Raw genomic sequence first — 23,501 nt, forward strand, 5'->3', positions numbered from 1 at the left:
TTGTTTTCAGCTGAGAATGATAATCAATAATATCTTTGCTTAAATAGGAGGTATCTATGAGTTATCAACACGATTATGTAAGAAAGTTGCTTACAGTAGTAGTGATGTCTTTATTATTAGTCTTTTTAGGTACATCTCATGCAATGGCAGCGACAGCGCTTGAGGATGGAGAATATACAATTAATTATGAGATACTTAGAGGCGACACGAAAGACGACTCTACTTCACTAGCAGATGGATATTGGAATAAGCCTGCTAAAGTATTTGTGAAAGACGGTAACATTACAGTTCAAACAACCATTAATCAGCACGCTTGGGTTGTTGCATTTGCAACACAATATAATGGAAAAATGGTTGATGCTAAAGTCGTATCAACGAATGAGAAGGCTAATTCAAGAGTTACAGAATTCAAAGTTAAAAACTTTGAGGATATGTTATTATCCGAAATGACTGTTGAAATTCCGGAGATGGATTACTACCATAGTTATGAAGTACGATTCAAATTTTATCCGGACTCGTTGAAATCAGTTGGTAAGCCTGCGGAAACAGCTAAGCCAACAGCAACGCCTAAACCGACAGCTAAACCAACGTCAACGGCTAAAGTAACACCTGAACCAACAAAAGATACATCGAGCACAGGTACGAGTCCAGCAAAGCCTACAACTTCAACGAAACCACAAGCTACAACTGATCCGATGACACCGAGTTCATCTAATGGTTCAGGTTCTGACTCTGCAACATCAGATCCTAATGCAAGCTCCTCTCCTGATGATAGTAAGGTAGTAGCAGGTAGTGAAGGTTCTGAGATTGGTATTAATGGAAACGAGGATGCATCGACAAAAGACGATGCGGAAGTACTTACAGGTGAAAAAACGGATGATGTTGTCGTAGTATCTGAACAAGGTATTACTGCTAATGAAGCAGTAGATGGCGCAACTGACGTTGAGACGGAACAATTTACCGTTGATAAAGAAGAAAAGCAAGGCGGTACGATTGCAATTGTACTTATTATTATCGTTGCAGTACTATTCATTGCAGGTGCTATTGCTTGGATTGTTATGAATCGTAAACGCAATAAATAATTCAAGAAATTCAAAAAAAGATTATGCTTTCGATGCTATTTTTTTTGACAAGGTAGTTCATCGGGAAGTAAATAAAAAATTTGGGGAGATTAAATAATGAAGAAGAAAATGGTAAAACATCTATCAACAGCAGTAGTTGCAGCTATGCTAGTGGGATCGGTTCCAGCATTCGCAATGGCAGCAGAAGTTAGCCCTATTACTGCTACACAAGAAACAGCAACAAGTGCACTTGTACATTTCGTAAATAGTGGTGACACTTCTAAATTATCAAGCATGGCAGCTTATGTATCTGAACCAAAAACATACACGAAAGACGGAGTTACTTATTTGCGTCTAGATGTTCAACAACAATATAGTGTGAAAATTACTGTTGAAGGTAAAGAAGGCACTAAAGTTGGAGAATATGTGAAAACAGTAGAAGGCCGTAACGGTTCTCAAGAAGTTACATTTTTCACTTTTGATTATGCATTAACAGATGCAACAGCAATTATAAAATCTCAAGCTTCTTATTTCGTTCCTGGTGTATTCACAGAAACTCAAGTACATGACCTTTTCATCGTAATTGGTAATGATATCGATGCAGCAAAAGCTGAACTTACAACATTAATCGCGCAAGCCCAATTAGAAAAAGCTCCAACTGCAGCACTTCAAACGGCTCTCGCAGCTGCTGAGAAAGCTAACAACTATGTAACGAAAAAAGTTGATTTGGAAGCAGCACTTAAAGCTCTGAAAGTAGCATTTGCTGAGAATCCATCAGTTGCTCAAGTATATTTCGTGAATGAAAGTGATTCTAGTAAACTTTCTTCAATGGGTAACTATCTTTCCAATCCAAAAATATATACAAAAGACGGTGTAACGTACCTTCGTCTTGATGTACAACAAGTATACGATGTAACGGTTAAAGTAGAAGGTAAAGATGGTGCTAAAGTTGCCCAGTACGTTGCAACAGTAAATGGACGTACTGGTCCACAAGAAGTAACATTCTTCACATTCGATTATGCAATTGCTGATGCAAAAGCAGTAATCAAAGCATCTGCTTCATACATGGTTCCGGGTGTATTCACTGAGCCACAATCTCACGGAATTAACATCGTTATCGGAAGCAATGTTGATGCAGTAAAAGCTAAGCTAGTAAAAGCACTTGCAGTAGCTAACACAGTAACAAATCCTTCTGCAGCACTAACGACTGCGATTGCTACAGCTACAGCTGCAAATAGCTACTTGAAATCTAATGAAGAAATCGTTACAGCTACAAATGCTTTAGTAGAAGTTGTTGCGCAAAACGTAAGCTTCTCTGATGCTACAACTCACTGGGCAAAAGATGCTATTAACTTAGCAGTAGCGAAAGGCGTTGTAAATGGTTATACAGATGGTACATTCCAACCAAACAAAAACATTACACGTGCTGAATTCACTAAGTTAATTGCTACAGCTCTTGATTTGCCAGTAGCTAACAATGAATTAACATTTAAAGACGCTGCAAGTATTCAAGAATGGGCAGTTCCATTTGTAAAACAAGCAGTAAACGCTGGAATTATTACTGGATACCAAGACGACACATTCCGTGCTAACAATAACATTACGCGTGCAGAAATGGCCGTTATGGTTGTTAAAGCGCTAAATATTAAAGAACTTGCTTCTGCAGATGAGCTAACGTTCAAAGATAGTGATGCTATCCCAGCTTATGCAAAAACATATGTAGCTACTGCAGTGAAACTAGGTCTAGTTACTGGTCTTACTAAAGATACATTTGGTCCTAACGGGCAAGCTACTCGTGCTGAAGCAGTAACAATCATTGGTCGCGCTCAATAATTTATGCGTAGTTTTAGTATGAACCATGTCATCCATGGCATGGTATGAAATGAATAGTTTACATCATGAGGACCTCGAGCAATCGAAGTCCTCATAATGTGTTTATGGGTAGCAATTATAAAAAGTTAAAGTGTATGCTTACGAAGCTACTTTTCATTAGCAGAGTAGCATTACAGTAGTCAATGAAAAGTTTTAGGAGGATACAATACGATGTTAAGAAATATGCGAAGCTTGAAGTTAACCGCAATTGGTTTGACATTATGTATATTATTTATGGCAGGTTGTAGCTCTAATGGTGCTACAGGCAATGAATCTGTCAATAAACCATCCAATACAGCAGGCAATGTAGCGACTCCAAGCTTAGATGATGTGGATCATCGTATTGTCTCTACAACAGTTGCTATTACTGAAGTTCTTGCCGCGCTTGATCTTAATGTAGTAGGAAAACCGTCCACAGCGAAAGCATTACCAGAACGATATAGTGATGCTATCGAAGTAGGTAATCCGATGAGTCCTGACATGGAGCTTGTGAAATCTTTGAAAGCTACTCATGTGTTATCGGTAACGACATTGCAACATGACCTAGAAGATACATTTAAAGGATTGGGAATCGAAGCTAGATTTCTAGACTTTACAAGTATGGAAGATATGAAAGCGGAAATTACAAAGCTTGGTGCAGAATTTAATCGAGTGGAACAAGCAAAAGCACTTGTTGAAAGCTACGATAAGAAGATTAGTGATATTAAAGCGGAAGTGGCTGGTCAAAAAGCTCCCTCGGTATTAATTTTAATGGGTATTCCTGGTAGTTATCTTGTTGCTACAGAAAATTCATACATCGGTGATCTTGTTAAGCAAATAGGTGGTACTAATGTCGTAACAGATTCAAAAGTAGAATTTGTTTCATCTAATACAGAGTTTCTTCACCAAGGGAATCCTGATGTTATTCTTCGTGCTGCTCATGGTATGCCAGAAGAAGTTATTAAAATGTTCGATGATGAGTTTAAGCAAAATGATATTTGGAAACATTTTAACGCAGTGAAAAATGAACGTGTATATGATTTACCTGAAGACTTCTTCGGAACGACAGGTAATTTAGCTGCAGATGAAGCATTAGACATACTTGCTGATATGCTCTATCCAGATCGGAAAGGATAATTCATCGCATGAAGAAAATCATTTACTTTGTTGCTGCGGTTGTGTTGCTTATCGCAGTCGCGTTGTATTCTATGGCAACAGGAAGTCTTAAAGTTGGTCTTTGGGAACTTATCCAAGGATTAATCTATGGTGGTAATGATAATGTTGATGTCATTCGAGATCTTCGACTACCTCGTATCATTGTTGCAATACTAACAGGGGCAGCTTTAGCAGTCTCAGGTGTACTGTTACAAGCAGTTATGCGTAATCCACTGGCTGATGCTGGGGTAATTGGTATTTCATCTGGTGCGGGCTTTGTATCAGTATTAATTGCCACATTGTTCCCTACACTTATTTTCTGGATGCCAATGTTCTCAGTTATTGGTGGTCTATTTGCATGTTTCTTAGTATATCTATTCTCATGGCGTTCAGGACTCCAACCACTTCGCCTTATTCTCGTCGGGGTTGCTATTAATGCAATGTTCTCTGGACTTAATCAATTATTCAATTATCGTGGTAGTTATGCGGTTGGTGCTGTTAACCAAGCTGTCAGTTCTATGTTCTCAATGAAAAAATGGGCAGATGTTGAAACTTTATTGATCTATGTATCGATTGGTTTAGTTATCGCTTTATTGCTTAGTACCTGGTGTAATATGCTGTCTCTGCAGGATCGTACAGCGAGTAATCTAGGCTTACGTGTTATGCGTGCTAGAGTCATTATCTCCTTTGTGGCCGTATTATTAGCCTCGGTTGCAACAGCTATTGGTGGCTTGATCGCGTTTGTGGGGCTATTAATTCCACATATTGCGCGTCTAATGGTCGGTACAGATCATAAGATTCTTATTCCATTCAGTGCGATATCTGGAGGATTACTTATATTATTAGCTGATACACTTGGAAGAACGATTATCTATTCAATTGATATTCCAGCATCCGTTATTATGATGATTATTGGTGGTCCATTCCTAATCTTTATGTTAATGAGGGGGGATCGTGTCAATGGAAACTAATAAGATTAGCTTTCAATACAAAAACAGTCCACCAATACTAAATGAACTTTCAACGTCCATCGCGGAGGGTAAGGTCACTACAATCATAGGCCCCAATGGAAGTGGCAAATCAACATTATTAGCATTGTTAGCTCGTAACTATATACCGAGTGTTGGTCAGATTATTATCGATGGACGCGACTTGCAACAATTGAAGACAAAGGAATTAGCTCGAATATTAGCCGTTGTCCATCAGCAAAATGATGCACCGTATGATCTAACAGTTGAAAAATTAGTTGAATATGGTCGATTACCTTATCGCCATATGTTCTCGTCAGAGTCTAATGAAGATCGTGAGGCAATTGAGTGGGCATTAGAGTGTACAAAACTAACTGAGTTCCGTCATCGTCGATTGAATGAGTTATCTGGTGGACAGAAGCAACGTGCTTGGGTTGCGATGGCACTGGCACAGAAAACATCAATACTGTTTCTAGATGAACCAACAACATTTCTAGATATATACTATCAGATTGAACTGCTTGATCTAGTGCAACAATTGAATCGCGAGCATGGATTAACAATCGTTATGGTGCTGCATGATGTCAACCAAGCTGTTCGATATAGCGATCACATAAAAGTGTTGAAAGATGGAAATATTATTGCTGAAGGTGAACCAGAGGCGATTATGACTAGCGAATTAATGGAACTCGTCTATGATGTGAAGGCTGTTATTCGCAAGGATGAGGAAACAGGATTATATATCGTGCCTATTGCTACAAATGCATAGGCATTTTTTTTGAGTTAATACTTGAAATCATCTTGAAAAATAGGTAGAATAATAATTGTTAGCACTATGAGTGATCGAGTGCTAAAAACGCAATTAAATTGAACCATTCATATAAGGAGGCTTTTTTCAATGATTAAACCTTTAGGAGAACGAGTATTGGTTGAACCAATTGCTCAAGAAGTAACGACAGCTAGTGGGATTGTATTGCCAGATACGGCGAAAGAAAAACCACAAGAGGGTAAAGTTATCGCTGTAGGAAGTGGCGCGCTTAAAGATGGCGTTCGTGTTGCTTTGGAAGTTAAAGAAGGCGACCGCGTTCTGTTCTCTAAATATGCTGGTACAGAAATCAAGTATGACGGTAAAGAATACTTGATTATGAAAGAAAGCGACATACACGCGATCTTCGAATAGGCTCGCGATCAAATACACATATAACCAATTGATTATGCTTTGATGTAACTTTTGAGTTGCAAGAAGTACATGGAGAAGACAACAAAAGAAGAGTTTGCTTTCGAGACGATATTTTATTCGTAAGAGTAACTCATGAATGTATTATAAAAATTTTTTAGGAGGATTTAAACATGGCTAAAGAAATTAAATTTAGTGAAGACGCTCGTCGCTCTATGCTTCGCGGTGTAGATGCGCTAGCTAATGCAGTTAAAGTAACACTTGGACCAAAAGGACGTAACGTTGTTCTTGAGAAAAAATTCGGTAGCCCACTAATCACTAACGATGGTGTATCTATCGCTAAAGAAATCGAACTTGAGGATGCATTCGAGAACATGGGTGCTCAACTAGTTAAAGAAGTAGCTACTAAAACTAACGATATCGCTGGTGACGGTACTACAACTGCAACAGTTCTTGCTCAAGCTATGATCCGTGAAGGTCTTAAAAACGTAACTGCTGGTGCTAATCCAATGGTTATCCGTAAAGGTATCGATAAAGCTGTTAAAGCTGCAGTTATTGAGCTAAACAATATTTCTAGAAAAGTTGAAACTTCTCAAGATATCGCGCAAGTTGGTGCAATCTCATCTGCTGATGATGAAGTGGGCCGCTTGATCGCTGAAGCTATGGATAAAGTTGGTAACGATGGCGTTATCACTGTTGAAGAATCCAAAGGATTCGCAACTGAGCTTGAAGTGGTAGAAGGTATGCAATTCGATCGTGGATACATTTCGCCATACATGATCACTGATACAGATAAAATGGAAGCAATTCTAGACAATCCTTATATCTTAATCACTGACAAAAAAATTACAAACATTCAAGAAATTCTTCCAGTACTTGAGAAAGTTGTTCAATCAGGTAAACAACTTCTTATTATTGCTGAAGATGTTGAAGGTGAAGCACAAGCTACTCTAGTTGTGAACAAACTTCGTGGAACATTCACTTGCGTAGCCGTTAAAGCTCCTGGCTTTGGTGACCGTCGTAAAGCAATGCTTCAAGATATCGCAGCACTAACTGGTGGTCAAGTGATCACTGAAGAACTTGGACTAGATCTTAAATCTACAGATGTAGACGCTCTAGGTACTGCTCGTCAAGTACGTATTACAAAAGAAAATACAATTATCGTTGATGGTGCTGGTAACAAAGCGGATATCCAAGCACGCGTTAGCCAAATCAAAGCTCAACTAGAAGATACAACTTCTGAGTTTGACAAAGAAAAACTTCAAGAGCGTCTAGCTAAATTAGCTGGTGGCGTAGCTGTAATCAAAGTTGGTGCAGCGACTGAAACTGAATTGAAAGAGCGTAAACTTCGCATCGAAGATGCTTTGAACTCTACTCGCGCAGCAGTAGAAGAAGGTATCGTATCTGGTGGTGGTACAGCGCTAGTTAACGTATATAACGCAGTAGCGGCAGTAGAAGCAACTGGCGACGAGCAAACAGGTGTTAACATCGTACTTCGTGCTCTAGAAGAGCCAGTTCGTACAATCGCAGCTAACGCTGGTCAAGAAGGTTCTGTTATCGTAGAACGCTTGAAAAACGAAAAAGTAGGTATTGGTTACAATGCAGCTACTGGCGAATGGGTAAATATGTTCGAAGCGGGTATCGTTGACCCTGCTAAAGTAACTCGTTCTGCTCTTCAAAACGCAGCATCTGTTGCAGCTATGTTCCTAACAACTGAAGCTGTAGTAGCTGAAAAGCCTGAGCCGAATAAACCTGCTATGCCTGATATGGGCGGTATGGGTGGCATGGGCGGCATGATGTGATGAATTCTTCTTCGATGTAAATCGAGGAGGAGCGACCGCGATTCAGCGGTAGAATTCATCGCAGATGGAGCACATAACGCTCAATGCGGTAATCTAGACTCTGTAGTCATATGGGGCAAGGGTTTCTCTTCAGAAAAACTTAGATTGACCATATCGAATTAAAAATAAATAGGCCTCTCACGAGTTCAATTCGAACTTTGTGAGAGGCCTATTTATTATGCATTGCGCAGACCATTATCTATGTTGCGCACATTTTCCTTTAATTGGTGTGTATGATCTGCCGTTGTCGATGTATGTGTTACGATTCGAGGGGCGGGATATATGTTGGTTGCTAGATGTGCGCAGCAGGCCGAGCGAGACGATGAACTTCTTACTTTCTTACTATCGTACAGATGTTAGCAAAGAAGAAAGCCCCCGATGGAAACAGGGGCTACAAAACGGGCTACTATTGGATAAGAATGCCCTCTATTATATATTCCATGGATAAGAACTTCACTATAATTTTCGTGCTGCCCGGTTTGAGCGCTGTAAGAATGCCGTTGGCATCGATTGTGGCTAATTCCGGATTTTCAATTTCAAACGTCGCCCAAGCGGTTACGTCTTCCGCCGTATCGTCGTTAAAGAGCACGTTGACTGTGAGGTTAGTTGTCGCCCCTACTCTCAGTCCGTATGATGCTATCGAGGCGTTGAGGAACGCCAATTGACGCGATTCCGTCACCATAACTGGCACGTTCAAAGTTAAGCTGCCATAGGTGACGACGATGGTCGTGGTTCCGCTTGCGACCGCCGTAACGATGCCCGCATCATTGACCGTCGCGACACTCACATTGTTGCTCGCATATTGCGCCACATCGGTTACGTTGAGCGATTGGGCGTCATCGAAGCTTGCTGTAATGGCAAGCGCCTCTGTCGTACCGACTGCCGTCAACATAACATTGGCCGGATTAGATGTCAGATGCGTCAAGGTCGGGGCAGGTGCCACGATCGTCATCGTATATGGCGCAGACGCAGTTGCCGGAGTTGTAGCCGAATCCGTTGCGCTGATCGTGAAGTTAAACGTACCGCTAACACTTGGAGTTCCGGAAATCACCCCTGCATATTCATCCAAATCCAGTCCCGCAGGTAGTTGTCCGCTCGTGATAGCATAAGTAATGGCTCCTGTCCCACCAGATGCTGCTACACTGCCGGTATAGACATTTCCCGCAATCAACAGTGAAGATGATTGTATCAATTCAGGCAATTCGATAGGTATTGTCACCGCATATACAAAACTCGCAACCGAGCTATTCGTCCAGCCAGGCTGAACGGCGATGGCTTTAACCGTTGTACTGCTAGTAATGTTTATCGGTCCGGTATACGGCACACTAGACGTGGTCGGTGTGCTACCATCTACTGTATAGTAGATGGTTGTCCCACTCGTTGCGCTAAGAGATACTTGCGTACCTGACACGACAGCTCCGCTAGCAGGATTGGCTGTCGGTGTCGCGAGGGTCTGGAGAACGGGCGAACCGGCCACTTGGAACGTATGCGTAGCTGACCCATCACCTGCGCGTAGGCTTAAGGTGTAAGTACTGCTGTTGGCTGATTCAGACGTAGCTAACGTGATCGGCAGCGAGAAAGTACCGGGCTCTCCGGCAGGGGCCTCAATCAACGATCCGACGGAGATGTTGGCCGAATATGGGTCAAGGATGCTTGCAATAGAACCCGAGCCCGATGGTAAAGGATATAGTATCATATGGCCGTATTGATCATAGAGATCTAAGTTCATATGATAAGTATGCGACCAATGTGCTTGGGACACTTCTTGCCCGTCTATGCCGCGAAGAGAACCTATGAACGCTGCTTTTGAGACAAAAGGCATCGATTCGACTCTGAAATTTTTGGTGACTGAGACATGGCTATCCGTATCATGCACTGTAATCGAAATATTGGATATACCCGATTGCAAGGACTCGGACGAAGTATCCACAACAACAATCGGTCGATCTGATGCAATTGTAGCGGTAGCACCACTACTAAGCACTTCAAGTTTGGACAGATTCGGCATAGACATCGACTCACCGTATTGATTTTGAACCAACACCTCAATGCCGATCCGAGTCCCTTTGGCAACTGTATCCGAAGGGTTAACAAAAGAAAGTTTTACAACTCTCTCGTCCATTACTATTACATTAACTGAACCGATGACTGCTGACGAATCGGTGTAGCTTGCGGTCACGGTGTATATTCCCTCCGTCAATTTCTCAGCGAGGGTCAAGGTATAGTTTCTCGTTTCATTATCCGGGACGGCTTGAAAATCTATAGGAGAGCCGTTCTTTGAGAAGGAAAGACGAATTGCTGCTGGATCGATACTCCTATTGAACCTCACTTGAAACTTCTTCGCGCCTACTGCCTTCGCATCCAATATGGAAAGAGTAGTATTAGCAAAAGGCGTCGATGGTGGATACCAAGACTCTTCCTGCTTTTTCTTTTCTTCTTCCGCTTTCTTCAGTTCTTCTGCCTTCTTCTCGGTTTCTTTCTTATCCGTTATTACTGTCTCTAGCTCAAAGGCTGCAGATACTAGGTCAGAGCGAGTAGCGGTTTCCTTATAATTAGTCGGAAAATCAATATTTTGTTTTTTTAAGGCTTGGATATACCCCGCAGCCCAGTCTGCAGCACCCTCTACATTTGCATCCTTTTCAGGTTCAATATCAAGTACGCGTGCAGTTGCGACCGCCATCTCTTGGACGGTCATGTCCTTACTAGGGCTGAAAGTTCCATCTGGGCTCCCTAACATGATGCCAGCTTCTTTAGCAGCTGCAATCTCTTCTACGTACCATGCACCAAGTTCCACATCTTTGAAGGGTTTCTCTGTTACAACCTTAGTATCCGGTGTTCCTATACCTTCAAGATTTAGAAGTAACGCAGCTACTCTAGCAAATTGTGCACGATTCATATTTTGATCGAGTCCAGACTCTCCGCCGTTTATTCCGGAAAAAATCCCTTTAATTTGTAACTGCTCAAACTTTTGCTGTGCAGTTAAGTCAGAAGCATTCGCGACATTCTCTACAGTTGGAATGAGGAAATATCCCATTAACAAAAGAACTATCATTAGGCTTATATGTTTTTTCATTTTAGATTCTCAACCTCTCTCAATAGAAAAATTTTAGTTCTATTTCCTATTTGCGAATAGTAGTTTTACCAACTCTCTCTTGTAGTTTTGAGTTATCGACAATTAGAACATCAATTCGCCATAAATTATAGTGAATTGCCTGTTTGTATTCTATCATAGTAGATTAGCTAATAAATGAAACTTAAAGAAAACTTTAAGTTCATGCGAGAGATAAAACATACCAAAGAAACAAATCCCGCATTCGAAATATACACCTGTATAATATGTTTGGAGATGTATTTGAAATCGAACATCGTGGAGCTTAAAAAGATACTTTACCTAATCGTAATGAGTCAATGGCCACGCTGATTCTGGAGACAAAAACACCAAGTAATGGGATAAATACGTCAGGTTTTGCAGCTGTACTAACGACGTGACGGGATACAACATGTTACATCTTCCATTGGCGCTAATATAAAAAACGGCTTCGGTAAATCAAGCCCAAAATTCTGTTCGATACTACACGTTAATGAACCGTCCGGGGTGGACGGTTTTTCTTATGCTCAAAAAAGGACCTCATCGTGATGTTTGTGTTCAACGCCTCGCAGATATTTGCAGAGGACAGTATCCTTTAGTGATGTTATGATTAGAATAATTAATTTACTTATTTAGCTCTTGCAGATTGGGGTTACGATTGATAATGAGGGGTATTCTCCAATTCAGTTCTCGTACTATTTGGCTTCATACAGTTGCTATCATAATTATTGGTTTGATAGCAAGCTATCTCTATCTCGCCATTTCTGTCCCAGACTCCCCTAAGATACAAAGTGAAAAAGGCGTTTTGGATTTAACGCAGGTTCATATTAGTAATGACCCACTGAAGCTACAAGGAGAGTGGGCGTTCTATTGGCAAGAGCTACTGACACCTGAGGACATACAGAATCGCTTAGAAAGCGACGGGAATTTTGATCGTTGGATCAGTATCCCAAGCTCTTGGCTAAACTATCGGTTAGATGATCAGCAGCTGAGTGGTACAGGCTTCGCAACTTTTCGTGTGGTTATCGAGCTTAGCGAGCAGGATCAGAATGAGCGGCTTGCTTTGCGAATGCCTACCATTTTTCATTCATATAAGTTATGGGTTAATGGCGAGTTACTAGAAGAAGTTGGCGTGGTTGGTCAGGACAAGAGCAGCGTAACACCGCATCTAGCAACGAAGTTGGTGTTCTTCCAGCCCGAGAAAGATAGGGTGGAGCTGGTTATGCAAGTCGCCAACTTCCATCATATGCGTGGCGGCATCACCAAGTATATCGAGCTGGGCGGCAGTGATGTGTTGACGGTCAAGACAAATCTGAAAATTGCCGCAGAAATGTTCATTACCGCAAGCCTGCTGGTGATTGGCGTGTATCACCTGCTATTGTTCGCATTGCGACGCAAAGACAGAGCTCCATTATATTTTGGTCTGTTCACCATGTTGTTCGGTATCCGATCATTGCTGGTCGGCGAGCTTTTGATCACACAATTGTGGCCAGTGTTTCCATGGGAATTGCAGTTCAAGATCGAGTATCTGATTCTTTGCAGTAGTGTATACATCATCATGATGTACTCTGAGTGCATCTTTCCAAATTATGTGTCGCGTTGGTTTCATCTTGGCACGCGGATCGTAACTTGCTCATTCTGTATCGTAATTATCGTGACTCCTGCACTTATCTATACAAAATTATTACTGGCGATCGGTGTGATCGTAGTTCTCCATATGATTTATCTAATGATTGGTCTTGCCCTAGCAGCTATGCGGCGTACGGAGGGAGCAACGATTTTCCTGCTGGTGTCGGTGGTAGCTCTTGTTACCGTTATCAACGACTTTTTATATTTTAACGAATGGTCACGAATCGGTAATACATCTCCGCTTGGTCTGTTGGTATTTACGATTGCACAGATGATTCTGCTTTCATCGAGATTTACGAGGGCGGCATCGAACGAGGAGAGGATTGCAAGTGAGCTGCAGGACGCTAATAAAAAGCTGATCGAAATGAATATGAATTTGGAAGGAACCGTGCAGGAACGCACTCAGGCTTTAACCGCAGCTCATGATGATCTACGCACTTCGTATGACCGTTTGCTCCACTCTGAGCAAGGGAGAAAAAAGCTCCTTGCCTATATTACGCATGATCTGCGTATGCCACTGTCCAGCATGCTTGGTTATGTGGAAGCTGTGCAGGACAGAGTTAAGCCGGAGCATGATGAACAGTATTTGAACTATATTCGGGATAACACAATAAGGATTAACCGCATGATCGAGGAATTGTCCTTCTTGTCGCATTTAGAGACGGGACAAGTCTCGTACCGAATGGAGCAGGTTTCTGTCTTCCAATTCTTGCGCAAGTTCTATGAACAATATGAGCTAGTTGTGCGTGACGCAGGATTAGATTTCGTGCTGGATATCGGAAATGCGGAAGATCAAGGACTCGGCTCGCCTGTTGTCGAGATGGATACGCAACGATTGGAGCAGGCGTTGTTCAATCTGGTTTCAAACGCAATGAAGTTCTCTTCTAAAGGTGGTATGGTGCGTATTGCGCTAGCTGTGGACGAGGTGAATCATACTCGTTATGCGATCATTAGCGTACAAGATTCTGGCATGGGAATTCCTCCAGACCAGCTCGAGCAAATCTTCGATCGCAATTACAAGTATTATCGACCGGGCATGGAGAAGAACGTGGAGGGCAGTGGGCTTGGGTTGGCGATTTGCAGGGAAATCGTACAAGCGCATGAAGGGATGGTTCGAGCAGAGAGCGACGGCCTTACGGGGGCGATCTTCTATATATCGCTACCTTATATTGTAGAAGAAAGGTGACAATGTGATGGACATGCACAAAATAATGATCGTCGATGATGATCCTCATATATGCGAGATTGTTCAGGTGTATTGCGAAAGGGAGGGCTTCTTAACCTCGTACAGTCATAGCGGGACAGAAGCCTTGAAGCTGCTTACGTCTTTTGAGCCGGATTTGATTGTACTGGATGTACTGCTGGCTAATGAAAACGGCATTGATTGGTGCAGGAACGCACGTAACTACACGAATGCGCCGATCGTATTTCTGAGTAGTCGTGAAGAGGATGAGGTGAAAATTAGTGCATTATCCTATGGCGGAGATGATTATATGACCAAGCCGTTCAGTCCGGGCGTACTCATGGCCAAGATCAAGGCACATCTTCGTAGAGTGTCGACGGGCAGAAGGGAACAACTTCTGGAGTTACCGGGTTTGACGCTGGATTTCTTCACACAGTCCGTCAACATGGGCAGTGAAACGATCTCTTTATCGAAAAAGGAGTTCAGTCTACTTTCCTATATGGCACAACACGTGAACCGTGCCGTCACTGTCGATACGTTGTTTCAGCTCATCTGGGGAACAGAGAGTCTGGAGGATACGAGAACGGTCGCTGTACATATTAGTAATTTACGAAAAAAAATCGAGGCTGACCCTGCCAATCCGGAGAGAATTGTTACGATTCGGGGGGCCGGATATATGCTAGTTGCCATAAGTGCGTTACAAGCGCGTACTTAGTATTAAGATTGGTAGCCTACTATAAGTAGAGTGAAATATAAGTGAATTATAGTTGGAATTTGTTCTGGACTCTATTCCAACTATAATTGAGCCAGGAGCAATATGATCGAGAATCTTATTCACAGATCAGACCAGCCTACTCCGAGCGGAGTAGGCTGGTCTGATTATTAAGCGATTAGACAGACGATTTTAATCTAACTCTTGCTCTAAATAAGGTTGTACTAAACGTCGCACTTCATCAGTTGACTTAGTATCCATATTTGATTTCTTAGTTCGCCTGCGCTTCTAAATCCACGGATATAGATTTTGAAAAAGCGAAGAAGTGGTTTGAATGAACGTGGCTCGGTTTCTGTATACTCGTCAATATGAGGGTAACCCAATCTTGTTTTAACAATAACCGGCAATCCGCCTGCTAGAATAATGTCTGCTGCAATTTTTCTTTGCAAAATAGAAGGAGACCCTTCCGACTGGACATTATCCAGCCGGAAGGGTCTCCATTTTTTGTTTACGCCTTTACTTAGCCAGATATTCGACGAACCTTACAAAGATAGTGGCTACTTCGGAACGGGTAGCTCTACCTTTAGGGTCAAAGATGTTGTTACCCTTACCTGTTACAATGTCGATGCCTTGTAGCGCCTTAACTGCCTCCAATGCCCATGAACTTATTTTGCTTTCATCCGCGAAGGACTGAGTTTGGCTTTGAGGGATCTCATAGCCCTTGAAGTTCATATAGTTATACAATATCACTAGCATCTGTTCGCGTGTCATCGATGCATTAGGATCAAACAAATCTGCGCTTATACCGTTGACTATGCCGTTTTCAGCAGCCCACTCGACTGCCGCCGTGTACCACTGTCCGTCCGTCACGTCGCTAAAGCGGGAACTGGAGTAGTCGGAGCGGTTTACATTCTCAAGATTGGCAAGTACCTCTACAAACATCGCACGTGTCATTGAGGTGCTCGGCGAGAACGTCGTGGACGTAGTGCCGTTGAAAATGCCGAATGTGTAGGCTGAGTTTACGTAGCTGTAGAACCAGTCGTCCATGTTGATATCATTGAAAGAATTGCCCGATATCACGATGAAGCCCAGAGGGGTGTTGTCATCGAACACAAGCTCAGTACCCTCATGGATGTTCAACGCTATGCCGTTGTCGCCTGGTAGTGCAACTTTGGCGCTCTTGTCTGTTGGAATGGTCACCTTACCGTTTGAGTTTATTGTTGTGCCTTCAGGCACTTCAAGCTTCGTCCCGCCCTTGGTCGTAATCAAGCCACCGCCAGGCAGGGTAGTATTGCCGTTTGAGTCTGTGACCGCGGGCTTATCCTTCGGTGTGTTCACTGTATAGGTCGGCTTTGACGATCCATTGTCTGTCCCGTTGCCCGTATTACCGTTGTTTCCGCCAGAAGGACCAGGCACAATAGGAGTATTTTTCGGCATAGCTGTCGAAGTTATTTCCACACTGTCGCCCTTCGCGTTCACCGCGACGACCTTGAAGGTGTAAGTTTGGCCGTTAGTCAGGCCTGTGAAAGTATATTCGGTCTCCTTAGTACTCAGTGTGACTGGCGTTTCATTGTCATACCAGACCTTGTAGCCCAATATCGCACTGCCACCGTCATCAGCCGGAGCAGTCCAGCTCAATGTGACGTGTCCATCGCCCGCCTTAGTTTTTAAGCCGCCAGGAGCACTAGGTACGTCTAGTTTTCTCTGAGAAAACATCCAATCAAAGACGTCTGAGTAGTCATTGTCCCAAGCCGGCAAGCTAGGGGATTGTGCTATTGGAGCTATGCTCCAAGTCTTCTCAGTAAAAGGATTCTCCATAGTAATCTCGTTGTAAAGAACCGCCGCTTCTACTTCGTGCGCTATATAGTCAAGAAGGGGAGGTGTGTTGTCCGGATTTGGTCTCTGACTTGGCTGATCATATTGATTGTATGGCCACGTGAGAGCTTCATTGCTCTGGAAACGAGAAGCCCTTGCGTTGGTCAAATCCGAAATATCGTTAGTAATGAAGTTATCGAGCTGCGATGCATTTACTCGAGTGTCATAAGTGTTTACAAATATCCAATAGGCCTGGTCTTTGTGAGCTTCGTTTGCGCTCGCTGACGGCGTACCACTTGCAATTCCCAAAGGTGCAGCTGCCGCGAAGAAATCAGGGTATGTGTTAATTAAGGTGTTCGTATACATTGCACCCATTGAAAAACCCGACGCATAAATAAGGTTAGGGTCAACTGCCCCGCTGGCAACCATGTCGTCGATAATCTTCTTAACATCGCCTATTTGTGGAGTAGAACCGCCACTAAAGGAAATATTCAGAATATGGCTAGCATATTTGTCAGGATCTTTTTCCATTTTCTTCATCAGAGCAACCGAACCGTTAGCGGATTTCATTGACGCTTTTTGATCGATATGTGCTTGTGTGCCGCCGCGTGAAAAACCATGAGTATAGACATATAGCGGCATTCCTTGTAACACTTCACCTTCTTCATCCTTGTGAAGATAGAGTGCGTAATTGACTGAATCGCTTGTAAGTGATGTAAACTTGTCAAGGATCGGATTTACAACGTTTTCCTGTCCAAAAACCACGTAGCTAAGGGGAGCGCCTTTAGTTAGAACGATATCGTCGTTTTGAACAATATTGTAATTTTGTTTTGTCGAGTTACTGCTGTAGAGTGTTGAATTGCCGCCGACTTCTGTATAAAACTCAAGCTCAACTACAATGTAACGGCCACTTGCCAGACCGTCCTGATAATCCGGTGAATTGTTTACCTTCCCAAGATAGCCGCGCACTTTCGGTTCGTCATTGGCGTATACTCTTGAGATTTTGCGCGTTCCTTCAAAGACTACTGAGTCACCGACTAGCGTCGTGTTTCTAGCTGACACAGTAAACATGCCTGGATCAAGCTCGGAACCTATCGCTTCTTTCCCTTCGCCTAAGTCGATGATGAGAGCCGTTGTGTACTCGCCACTAGCAAAGTTATCATTCCATACGATAAAAGGAAGTTGATCAGCGGCTGGATCATCTTTGAATGTCACGTGAATTTTATGATCAGCGCTAATATTTGTTAAAGAAAAAGTATTATCGTAGGATATAGTCACAGCCTCACCATCAACCGTTACGGTATCTACAATTTTTCCGTGATCAGGGATAATCGTAAATGTTTTGACTGAGCCAGGCACGACTCTTAGAACATTGCCGGGTGCGTTCGGAGTTATTTGGCCGCCCGTATCCGTGGAGGTGGTGATTGAGAATCTAGTGTCCAATTCATCGGTATCAATGAGCTCCAAGCTGTCTGCAAATGCAGAATGACCACCAAAACCCTTGTCCGGATCTCCGAAAGCGGAAACGACTTCATAGCGATCCCCACCATTTTCCGTCGAGTTATTGATATAAACCTCGAAGGTAAACTTGCCTGGCTCCAAGGTCAAGTTTCTTTTTGGGATTCTCATTTCCACAATGTATCCAGTGTCCGTGATTTGATTCCATGCAGCTCTGTCCGTATGGGACTGCCCTGAAAATATGCCTGTCGCACTGACACGCCATTGGTTTGAACCGCTGGATCCTGAGCCGACATAAAACTCTAAGCTGTCGTACGTATGATCCGCACCAAGTCCCTGATAGAGATTACTATCCTCTACAACTACACGAGCATACACGTAGTCATTGTCCCAAAGGATCTTTACATTGCCGGTAGCATGCGGTCTTGAATCATCTGGTACAGTGCTTTTGTTAATTGGATACTCCATTGTCTCATTCCACAGTGGGTCATTGGAACCGAGCTCAGGAGTTCCAAATGTTGCGGTAGGACCATCAGGCAGCACGCCTAGTTTACTCTGTGAGAACATCCAATCAAAGACGTCTGAGTAGTCATTGTCCCAAGCCGGCAAGTTAGGGGACTGTGCTATCGGAGCAATGCTCCAAGTCTCCTCAGTAAACGGATTATCCATAGTAATCTGGTTGTACAGAACCGCTGCTTCTACTTCGTGTGCGATATAGTCTTGCATGACAGGTGTGTTGACCGGATTTGGTCTCTGACTTGGCTGATCAAATTGATTATATGGCCACGTAAGAGCCTCATTACTCTTAAAGTTCGAAGCCCTTGCGTTAGTCATTTCCGGCATATTAGTATTTATATAGTTAGTGAGGTTAGTTTGGTATGTTCCAACGTTATGAGCATTGATAAACATCCAATAAGCAAGATCACTGTGAGCTTGGTTTTGGCTAGCTTCCGGTGAGCTGAATACTGGGGCCATAGGTGCACCTGCTGCGAAGAAGCCAGGGTAGGTGTTAATTAAGGTGTTCGTATACGCGCCACCCCATGAAAAGCCTGCCACATAAATACGGTTAGCGTCTACTAATCCGCTGGCAACTAAGTCGTCGATAACCTTCTTAACATCGCCTGCTTGTGGAGTAGATGTTCCATTATAAGAAATATTCAGAATATGGCTAGCATATTTTCTAGGGTTTTCTTCCATTTTCTTCATCAGCGCAACCGAACCGTTAGCAGATTTCATAGACGCTTTTTGGTCGAGCATTGCTTGTGTGCCGCCTCGTGACATACCGTGAGTATAGACATATAGCGGCATTCCTTGTAGCGTTTCACCTTCTTCATCCGTGTGAAGGTAGCGCGCGTAATTGAACGAATCACTCGTATGTGCTGTAAATTTGTCAAGGATCGGATTGACAACGCTTTCTTGTTTGAATACGGTGTAGCTAAGCGGAGCACCATCAGTTAGCACGATAACATCGTTTTGAACAATGTTGTAGTTTTGCCTTGTCGAGTTCGAGCTGCCATCCAGCGTTCTATTGCCGCCGGCTTCGGTATAAAACTCAAGCTCAACTACGATGTAACGGCCACTTGCCAGTCCGTCCTGATAATCGGGTGAGTTGTTTACCTTCCCAAGATAGCCGCGGACTTTCGGCTCGTTATTGGCGTATACTCTTGAGATCTTGCGTGTTCCTTCAAAGACCACTGAGTTACCGACAAGGGTCGTGTTTCTAGCTGTCACTGTAAATAAGTCCGGATCAAGCTCGGAACCTGACGCTTCATTCCCTTCGCCTAAGTCGATGATGACAGCCGTTGTGTACTCGCCGCTAGCAAAATTGTCATTCCATACGATAAAAGGAAGCTGGTCAGCGTCTGAATCATCTTTAAACGTTACGTTAATTTCATGATCAGCGCTAATATTTGTTAAAGAAAACGTATTATCATTGGATATAGCCACTGCTTCACCATCAACCGTTACGGTATTTACAATTTTTCCGTAATTAGGAGTAACCGTAAAGGTTACGTCTTCTCCACTTTCCACTCTCAAAACATTGCCGGGTGCGATTGGCATTATGCGTCCGCCCGTATCCGTCAAGGTGGTGATTGAGAATCTAGTGTCCACAACATTAGCAAGAATGAGCTCCAAGCTGTCTGTAAATGAAGCGGCGTTGCTATAACCCGTGTCCGGATTTCCGAAAGCGGAAACGACTTCATAGCGATCCCCACCATTTTCCGTGGAGTTATTGATATAGACTTCGAAGGTAAGCTTGCCTGGCTCCAAGGTTACTTTTGGGATTCTCATTTCCACGATGTATCCAGTATCTGTGATCTCGGTCCACGCAGCTCTATCAGTATGGGACTGCCCTGAAAATATGCCCGTCGAACTGACACGCCATTGGTTTGATCCGCTAGAACCTGAGCCGACATAAAACTCTAAGCTGTCGTACGTATGATCCGCACCAGGTCCCTGATAGAGATTTCTGTCCTCTACAACTACGCGAGCATACAGGTAGTTGTTGTCCCAAAGAATCCTGGCTGTGCCCGTGGAATGAGGTCTGGGGTCGTTAGGCACAGTGCTTTTGTTGATGAGATGCTCCATTGTCAGTGCCCACAAGGGATCATCTGACCCGAGCTCAGGAGTTCCGAACATGGCAGTCGGTGTTTCATTCGCTTCTGCGATCTCGATGTTTTCAGTGTCGGCGGCAAAGCTGACAGGTATTAGCGACGTCAACATTACCAAGCAACAGAGGGACGAGAGCATTTTGCTAAATCGTTTTGACATAAATGAAATCCTCCTTATTTTTCAATACGATGCGACCACGGCTTATCCGTATCGAATTTGGACACATTGCCAATTTGACAACTACCCAAATATACGATATAATTTTGATTCTTTTTTTTCAATACAGTAATTAAAGGTGTTTACCCCTTAAAATATGAAATCGCTTACTTTGAAAGTGCTGTGAAAGAGAACATAGTTAATCAACTGAAAGAATCTTTATCTGGCGGAGAAGAAAGCAACTCTATCGGGCTTTGACGAGCATTCATGCTAATGCATATCCCTTCGTAAATTGAGCGTCAAACTGGCATCATAATTAACACTTAAGGAGTGGTTTTTGTGTTTTTATAGTTTACATGTAAGGATTTTCATGATGACCGTCGATTTTAGTCTAGTGCTAAGGTGAATTGAATTTGTATATCTTGTGGAACTATGAATAATTTTTTTAATTGAGAATTATTATCACTTGTTGTATGATAAAATACAAAGAAACTTATAATTGAGTAAGGAGAATATATAATGCAAATATATTGGATTAAAATAAATAAGATTATTGAAGAAACTCCTGAGATTAAAACATACCTACTAGATTGTCCGGAAGGCTTTACATGGGAAGAAGGGTCCCACACCCATTTCGCACTAGAAGGTTTTAATGTCGGAGATAAACCTAACCGTAGCCTGATTCGCCACATGTCCATCTCAACTTTACCACATGAAAATTCAATCGGTATTACAACACGTATTAAAGAGCAGTGCTCTGAGTTTAAATCGATATTAAGAAATCTTGAAGTTGGCAATGAAGTGGCTATATTTAAGACTCATTCGAATATGCCACTTAAAAGAGAAGATAAAAATGTATATTTGTTATCTTCAGGTGTTGGATTAGCAACGTTCAGACCACTTGTACTTGATTATTTCAAACGTGCTGATAACGTAAATCTCATTCATTCGTTGAATATTGATTCATCAAAAGATTTTTTATTCACAAATATTTTTGAATCTGCACCTGACAAGAAATTTACGTCACAGTTCGTCGATAATCGTAAAGACTATTATGAAAAAGTAAAAAACCTTGCCACAGACAAAGATGGACTCTTCTATGTTGTCGGAAGCGACGAATTCCTCATGCAGAACATTAAAGTACTGCGTGGGCAAGGCATTAAACCGGAACAAATTATGCTCGATAAACATGAACAAAAGCTGCATGAGTTTTTAACTCTAAATGTTTAGTTGTGAAAAGTTCTCGAATACGGCTTCATAACAAGAAATAATGGAATAATGTCAACGAAACGTAAAATTAAGAGACCTCTCAGGTGTTCACATTGAACATTTGAGAGGTCTCTTTTTAAATTATATATATATTATTCTAATTCTTGATCTAAATAAGGTTGTACTAATCTACGTACTTCATCAGTTGATCTCGTATCCATTAATTGGTTTCGTAGTTCACCTGCACCTCTAAATCCACGAACATAGATTTTGAAAAAGCGAAGAAGCGGTTTGAATGAACGTGGTTCGGCTTCTGTTGAATATTTATCGTGAAGATCTAACTGTAAAAGAAGTAAGTTGAGAAACTCCTTCGCGCTATGTTCCTTAGGTTCTTTTTCAAAAGCGAATGGATTGGTGAAAATTCCGCGGCCAATCATGACGCCATCCACGCCATATTGTTCCACTAATTTTAATCCTGTTGCACGGTCAGGAATATCTCCATTAATGGTCAACAATGTATTTGGAGCAATTTCATCGCGTAATTTCTTAATTTCAGGGATGAGTTCCCAGTGTGCATCTACTTTACTCATCTCTTTTTTTGTCCGAAGGTGAATAGAAAGATTCGCAATGTCTTGGCTCAATATATGTCTTAACCAATCGCGCCATTCGTCAACTTCAAAGTAACCCAATCTTGTTTTAACACTAACCGGCAATCCACCAGCTTTGGCTGCTTGAATAATTTCTGCCGCAACTTCAGGGTGTTGTATTAATCCAGCACCTTTTCCGTTGGATGCGACGTTTTGTACTGGGCACCCCATGTTTAGATCGATACCACGAAAACCAAGTTTTTTCATATCAATACTCATTTGTTCAAACAATGCAGGCTTATTACCCCAAATATGAGCGACGATCGGTTGCTCATCTTCTGTAAATGTTAACCGACCACGAGTACTGGCTATCCCATCAGGGTGACAATAACTATCTGTACTTGTGAATTCCGTGAAAAATACGTCAGGCTTTGCAGCTGTACTAACGACGTGACGGAATACAACATCTGTTACATCCTCCATTGGTGCTAATATAAAAAACGGCTTTGGTAAATCAAGCCAAAAATTTTGTTCGTTACTCATAGTATCTTCTCCTTAAACTCTTCAGTTATATATATTGACTATTCATCCTGCAACTGAAAAGTCGCATCGGAAGCATGGCTAACATTTATATAAAATCAAATATTCTCTAGCAAAGTCCTTTACCCATCCTATATAGTATCATTTTTTCTCGTTTAATGCACAAAATCAATGGTAAAGGCAAGTCACCAATTAATGTGAGAAAAATGGTGAGAACAGATGTCATAAGGAAGTATAAATGTAGAAAAGGTAGTATAAATTTTCATACTATTCGGCAAAAGTGACCGGTGTTATGATTTGCTTACCCAGAAAGAGATAAGGGACTATATTTTATGATTATTGAAAAGGAGTGATCCATGATCTGTGAAGGGATGTTGTTTTTGTAAAAGTAGTTATGTAATACATAAAATTTAAAGCGCTTTCTTTTATCTAGTGATAGAAACCAAAAAGAGAGTCTG

The 23,501-nt window shown here is 42.2% G+C and carries 13 protein-coding genes and 2 pseudogenes; 10 read left to right on the forward strand and 5 right to left on the reverse strand.

Annotated features, from left to right (window positions below):
• Positions 1–56: 56 nt before the first annotated feature.
• The 7 genes from NAG76_10695 (at position 57) to groL (ending at position 8,014) form a co-directional block, all read left to right on the forward strand.
• Positions 57–1,082, forward strand: a complete 1,026-nt coding sequence (locus NAG76_10695) for an NEAT domain-containing protein (GenBank protein URN96655.1) — start codon at positions 57–59, stop codon at positions 1,080–1,082.
• Positions 1,083–1,178: 96 nt separating this feature from the next.
• The gene (locus tag NAG76_10700) at positions 1,179–2,894 is read left to right on the forward strand and encodes an S-layer homology domain-containing protein (protein URN96656.1); all 1,716 of its coding nucleotides are present in this window, start codon (positions 1,179–1,181) and stop codon (positions 2,892–2,894) included.
• A 222-nt stretch (positions 2,895–3,116) separates the two neighbouring features.
• Entirely contained in the window at positions 3,117–4,049 is a 933-nt protein-coding gene (isdE, locus tag NAG76_10705; protein URN96815.1) for a heme ABC transporter substrate-binding protein IsdE, read from the forward strand.
• An 8-nt stretch (positions 4,050–4,057) separates the two neighbouring features.
• A complete protein-coding gene (locus NAG76_10710; protein URN96657.1) occupies positions 4,058–5,038 on the forward strand; it encodes an iron ABC transporter permease in 981 nt (326 codons plus the stop codon).
• Positions 5,028–5,804, forward strand: coding sequence for an ABC transporter ATP-binding protein (locus NAG76_10715; GenBank protein URN96658.1), 777 nt, complete (start codon positions 5,028–5,030; stop codon positions 5,802–5,804). Before NAG76_10710 ends, NAG76_10715 begins: the two co-directional genes overlap by 11 nt.
• Before the next feature lie 129 nt (positions 5,805–5,933).
• Positions 5,934–6,215 (forward strand): co-chaperone GroES, encoded by a 282-nt coding sequence (groES, locus tag NAG76_10720; protein ID URN96659.1) that lies wholly within the window; start codon positions 5,934–5,936, stop codon positions 6,213–6,215.
• A 170-nt stretch (positions 6,216–6,385) separates the two neighbouring features.
• Entirely contained in the window at positions 6,386–8,014 is a 1,629-nt protein-coding gene (gene groL, locus NAG76_10725) for a chaperonin GroEL (protein ID URN96660.1), read from the forward strand.
• Between the two features lie 445 nt (positions 8,015–8,459).
• Here groL and NAG76_10730 read toward each other — a convergent pair whose 3' ends face one another.
• Both NAG76_10730 and NAG76_10735 read right to left on the reverse strand, forming a co-directional pair.
• Positions 8,460–11,126: a chitobiase/beta-hexosaminidase C-terminal domain-containing protein gene (locus tag NAG76_10730; protein URN96661.1), complete on the reverse strand. Its 2,667-nt coding sequence runs from the start codon at positions 11,124–11,126 to the stop codon at positions 8,460–8,462.
• 379 nt (positions 11,127–11,505) lie between these two features.
• Positions 11,506–11,623: pseudogene (locus NAG76_10735) on the reverse strand (tRNA-dihydrouridine synthase).
• Between the two features lie 182 nt (positions 11,624–11,805).
• On the opposite strand from NAG76_10735, the gene NAG76_10740 reads away from it, so the two are divergent.
• Together NAG76_10740 and NAG76_10745 are read left to right on the forward strand one after the other, a co-directional pair.
• Positions 11,806–13,956 (forward strand): ATP-binding protein, encoded by a 2,151-nt coding sequence (locus NAG76_10740; protein ID URN96662.1) that lies wholly within the window; start codon positions 11,806–11,808, stop codon positions 13,954–13,956.
• 7 nt (positions 13,957–13,963) lie between these two features.
• Positions 13,964–14,668 carry a response regulator transcription factor gene (locus tag NAG76_10745; protein ID URN96663.1) on the forward strand — a complete coding sequence of 235 codons (705 nt, stop codon included), beginning with the start codon at positions 13,964–13,966 and terminating at the stop codon, positions 14,666–14,668.
• 189 nt (positions 14,669–14,857) lie between these two features.
• Here the strand turns inward: NAG76_10745 and NAG76_10750 are convergent.
• Together NAG76_10750 and NAG76_10755 are read right to left on the reverse strand one after the other, a co-directional pair.
• Positions 14,858–15,030: pseudogene (locus NAG76_10750) on the reverse strand (tRNA-dihydrouridine synthase).
• 151 nt (positions 15,031–15,181) lie between these two features.
• On the reverse strand, positions 15,182–20,710 hold the full coding sequence (locus NAG76_10755; protein ID URN96664.1) for an S-layer homology domain-containing protein: 5,529 nt from the start codon (positions 20,708–20,710) through the stop codon (positions 15,182–15,184).
• 516 nt (positions 20,711–21,226) lie between these two features.
• Here NAG76_10755 and NAG76_10760 point away from each other — a divergent pair.
• The gene (locus tag NAG76_10760; GenBank protein ID URN96665.1) at positions 21,227–21,937 is read left to right on the forward strand and encodes a dihydropteridine reductase; all 711 of its coding nucleotides are present in this window, start codon (positions 21,227–21,229) and stop codon (positions 21,935–21,937) included.
• A gap of 131 nt (positions 21,938–22,068) precedes the next feature.
• On the opposite strand, the gene NAG76_10765 is transcribed toward NAG76_10760, so the two are convergent.
• Positions 22,069–23,046, reverse strand: a complete 978-nt coding sequence (locus NAG76_10765) for a tRNA-dihydrouridine synthase (GenBank protein ID URN96666.1) — start codon at positions 23,044–23,046, stop codon at positions 22,069–22,071.
• Between the last annotated feature and the right edge of the window lie 455 nt (positions 23,047–23,501).

The sequence above is a fragment of the Candidatus Pristimantibacillus lignocellulolyticus genome (genome assembly GCA_023639215.1).
Taxonomy (GTDB): domain Bacteria; phylum Bacillota; class Bacilli; order Paenibacillales; family Paenibacillaceae; genus Pristimantibacillus; species Pristimantibacillus lignocellulolyticus.